At 72.7% G+C, this 3257-nt stretch carries 4 protein-coding genes and 1 pseudogene; 2 read left to right on the forward strand and 3 right to left on the reverse strand.

Annotation, left to right across the window (positions count from 1 at the left end; genetic code table 11):
• Together PLL68_RS13315 and PLL68_RS13320 are read right to left on the reverse strand one after the other, a co-directional pair.
• Positions 1 to 241, reverse strand: a 241-nt coding sequence (locus tag PLL68_RS13315; protein WP_324534861.1) for a hypothetical protein, incomplete at its 3' end; no start/stop codon positions are given.
• 47 nt (positions 242 to 288) lie between these two features.
• Positions 289 to 717, reverse strand: coding sequence for a DUF1801 domain-containing protein (locus tag PLL68_RS13320; RefSeq protein WP_324534863.1), 429 nt, complete (start codon positions 715 to 717; stop codon positions 289 to 291).
• 138 nt (positions 718 to 855) lie between these two features.
• Here PLL68_RS13320 and PLL68_RS13325 point away from each other — a divergent pair, with 138 nt between their 5' ends.
• On the forward strand, positions 856 to 1311 hold the full coding sequence (locus PLL68_RS13325) for a GyrI-like domain-containing protein (protein WP_324534865.1): 456 nt from the start codon (positions 856 to 858) through the stop codon (positions 1309 to 1311).
• On the opposite strand, the gene PLL68_RS13330 is transcribed toward PLL68_RS13325, so the two are convergent.
• Entirely contained in the window at positions 1301 to 1960 is a 660-nt protein-coding gene (locus PLL68_RS13330; RefSeq protein WP_324534867.1) for a DUF2461 domain-containing protein, read from the reverse strand. The two genes, PLL68_RS13325 and PLL68_RS13330, sit on opposite strands and share 11 nt — an antisense overlap.
• A gap of 161 nt (positions 1961 to 2121) precedes the next feature.
• Here PLL68_RS13330 and PLL68_RS13335 point away from each other — a divergent pair.
• Positions 2122 to 3257: pseudogene (locus PLL68_RS13335) on the forward strand (thrombospondin type 3 repeat-containing protein); the annotation flags it as partial.

Genomic DNA, 3257 nt, shown 5'->3' on the forward strand with positions numbered 1-3257 from the left:
CGACGGCCACGAGCGACTTGCCCGAGCCGGTCGGGGTCGCGAGCACGACGTGGGCGCCACCGGCCAGGGCGAGCACCGCCTCCTCCTGGGCGGGGTACAGGGTCAGGCCCTGCTCACCGGCCCAGTCGAGGAAGACGTCGAAGGCCGCGTCCGCCGCGGAGGTGGCACCGGCATCCGATGCGGTGGTGGCACCGGCACCCGAAGCGGTGGAGGCACGGGCCAGGCGGTCGGTGAGGGTCATCGCCCCCAGTCTCCCCCACCGGCCGCCGACCTTCGCCCCGCGGGGAGTCAGGAGGGGGGTTCGTGGTTGGTCTCCCACGACCGTCGGACGAGCTCGGTGAGTACCCCGCGGTCGATGGCGTCGAGGCGCTTGACGTAGAGGCAGCCCTTGCCGGTGGTGTGCGGCCCGAGCCGCTCGAGCAGGTCGGCGTTGCTGCCGTAGAACGTCAGCCCGTAGAGGGTGAGCGCGGCCTTGCGCGGCGAGAGCCCGACCGCGAACCACTCGTGTTCCTTGCCGTCGGCCGTGCGGTACGGCTGGCGGCCGAAGCCGACCATGGTCGGCCCCCACATCCGTGGCTCGGCGCCGGTCACCTCGCGCATGAGGTCGAGCGCCTCGAGGGCGTCGGCCCGACGGCGCTGGTCGGGGACGGCATCCAGGTAGGCCGTGACGTCGGCATCGGTCGGGTGGGTCTTCCGGTCGCTCGCGCCTGCTGCCATCGCGGCCTCCTCGTCATCGACCCGTTGGCCGTCGAACCCACGGTAGGCGTGGCCCGGGTGATCGGGAAGACAGCACCGGTGTCTGGTGCCCCGGGCCGGCCGCTGCGACGCTGGAGGGTGGAAGGCAAGGGATGCACGATGGTGGAGATTCAGCTGACCGACGTTCCCCCCGAGACCGTGGCGATGGTGCGCCGCGTCGTCCCGATGGGGGACCTGACCAGGTTCTTCGGTGAGGCGTTCGAGCGGATCGCCGGGGCGGTTCCCGAGGCGGGTGGCGCGATCGCCGGCCCACCCTTCGGCTGGTACCACGGGATGCCGGGTGACACGGTCGACGTCGCCGCCGGCTTCCCGGTGTCCGGGGACGTGCACGTGCCCGACGGTGGCGTCGTCGTGGTCGAGCGTCCCGGTGGCCGGGCGCTCGTGGCGATGCACGTCGGGTCCTACGACGGCCTGGGTGAGACCTGGGGCGAGTTGCAGCGGCGAGCCGAGCAGGACTCCCTCGAGGCTCGCGAGGACTTCTGGGAGGAGTACCTCAGCGACCCCAGGGGAGACCCGTCGACGTGGCGCACCCGCCTCGTCATGCTCATCGCCTGAGCTCCCCGGCGCCGACGTGCTCGGTGAGCCACTCGACGAGCGGACGCACGGCCCGCCAGTCGGCGCGCACGTGGTCGACGACCTCGGGCGTCGACAGCCACACCGGCGCACCGTGCCCGCGCTTGGCGACCAGGCTCTTGAAGCGCATGAGCGCCAGCCTGGGGTGGTCGGCCGCGACGCCCCGGGGCCGCGTGGCCACCCGGTCACCGTCGAGCTCGAAGCCCTGGCCCACGAGCACGTCGGTGAGCCGTTCGAGGTCCTGGCCCGACCGGGGTGCGTCGACCGCCGCGCGCAGGCGAGCCACCTGGTCGGCGCCCGTGGGGTAGAAGCCGCCGCCGGTCATCAGCCCGTCGGCCCCGACCTGCACGTAGAACCCCATGCCCCGGGCGGTCGTCGCCAGGGCCCCCTGGTGGTCCTTGTACGGCGACTTGTCCGCGCTGAACCGCACGTCACGGTTCGGCCGGAAGACGTGCGCCGGGCCGAACTCGTCCTCGAGCGCCGCGAGCAGCGCCTCGAGCGGAGCCCGTACGGACTCGGTGTAGCGGGCCTTGTTCGCGTGCCACCAGGCGCGGCTGTTCTCGACGGCGAGGTCCTCGTAGAAGTCGAGGGCGTCGATGGGGATGCCGGTCTCGTCAGTCGGTGGGGCCACGTCGCCCACCCTGCCACGCGGTCGAGGGGAGGGAACACGCCGAGCGTGCGACTGGCCCCGTCTGCGTGTTGCCTCCCCTCGACCGGCGGGGTGCGAGGGCGGGGTGCGAGGGCGGGGTGCGAGGGCGGGGTGCGAGGGCGGGGTATCAGGATGCCGTCGGGGTGCTCCTCACCGGCATGATGCAGACACCCCGCCCCGCGACCCCGTCCCGCCCTGTGACCCCGTCACGCCGTCGTGCCAGCCGGTCCCGCCTGCGCCCAGCGCTCGTGCTCGCGACGGCGGGCGCGCTCGTGGCGACGACGGGTGCGGCAGTGCGCGCGGCATCCGACGAGCCGGAGATCCAGAGCGTCGAGCTGCGGCTCGAGGGCGGCCACTACACGGCCAAGGCGCTCTCCCGCGACACCGACGGCGACGGCTGGACGGACTGGGTCGAGCGGCTCCACGGCACCGACCCCAAGGACCCGGCGAGCCACCCGCTGGCCAGCCACGTCGAGATCGTCGGGACCACGGCCTACGTGCAGAACCGCGACCTTCCCGACCACCTCGTCGTCATCGACCTCGCGCTGCCCGAGGGGACGACGAAGACCGCCGACCTCATGGCCCTCGTCGGTGACCTCGTGGGGCTCTCGCCCACGGGCAAGTTGCGGGAACAGCTGACCGCAGGGCTGGCCGAGCTCGGCTCGGGGCGCCTCGAGGAGATCCTCAAGCTGGCCGACGAGGCGCACGGCAGCGTGGCGGACGGCGGCTTCCCCGGGCGGACCAACGGCATGGACGTCTCGCTCATCAGTGCCGGCCCGAACGACTGGGAGGCGTGGAAGAAGGTCATGGAGGCGGTGACCTTCGTCCAGAACAACGACATCGGGGTGGGGACGACGACCGACGGCGACCCGTACGTGACGGTGCACAACCGGGACGGCTCGCAGACCCACGTCTTCGGTGGCGAGGGGGTCAGCAGCACGCTCATCAACCAGTACACCCTCGATGACGGGACCACCGTCCAGCACTGGGAGAGCATGCAGGGCGGGGTCGTCGTCGGCTACGGGAAGAAGGTCACCAAGGCCGACGGCAGCCAGGAGTACTGGGAGTACGACAAGGACGGGAACCTGACCGCGCACGGGACGGCCAAGACGCCGCCGAAGTCCCCTGCCCCGGCCCCCGCACCCACCGCCACCGCTGGCGGCGCGCCGGCACCAAGCTCACAGCCCAGCTCGCAGCCGACGTCGGAGCCCGAGCCGAGCTCGTCGGCGTCGAGCGACCCGGCCCCCTCGGCGACGAGCAGCGGGGAGTACGTCAACCC

It is taken from the genome of Ornithinibacter sp. (assembly GCF_035443565.1).
Classification (GTDB): Bacteria; Actinomycetota; Actinomycetes; order Actinomycetales; family Dermatophilaceae; genus Fodinibacter.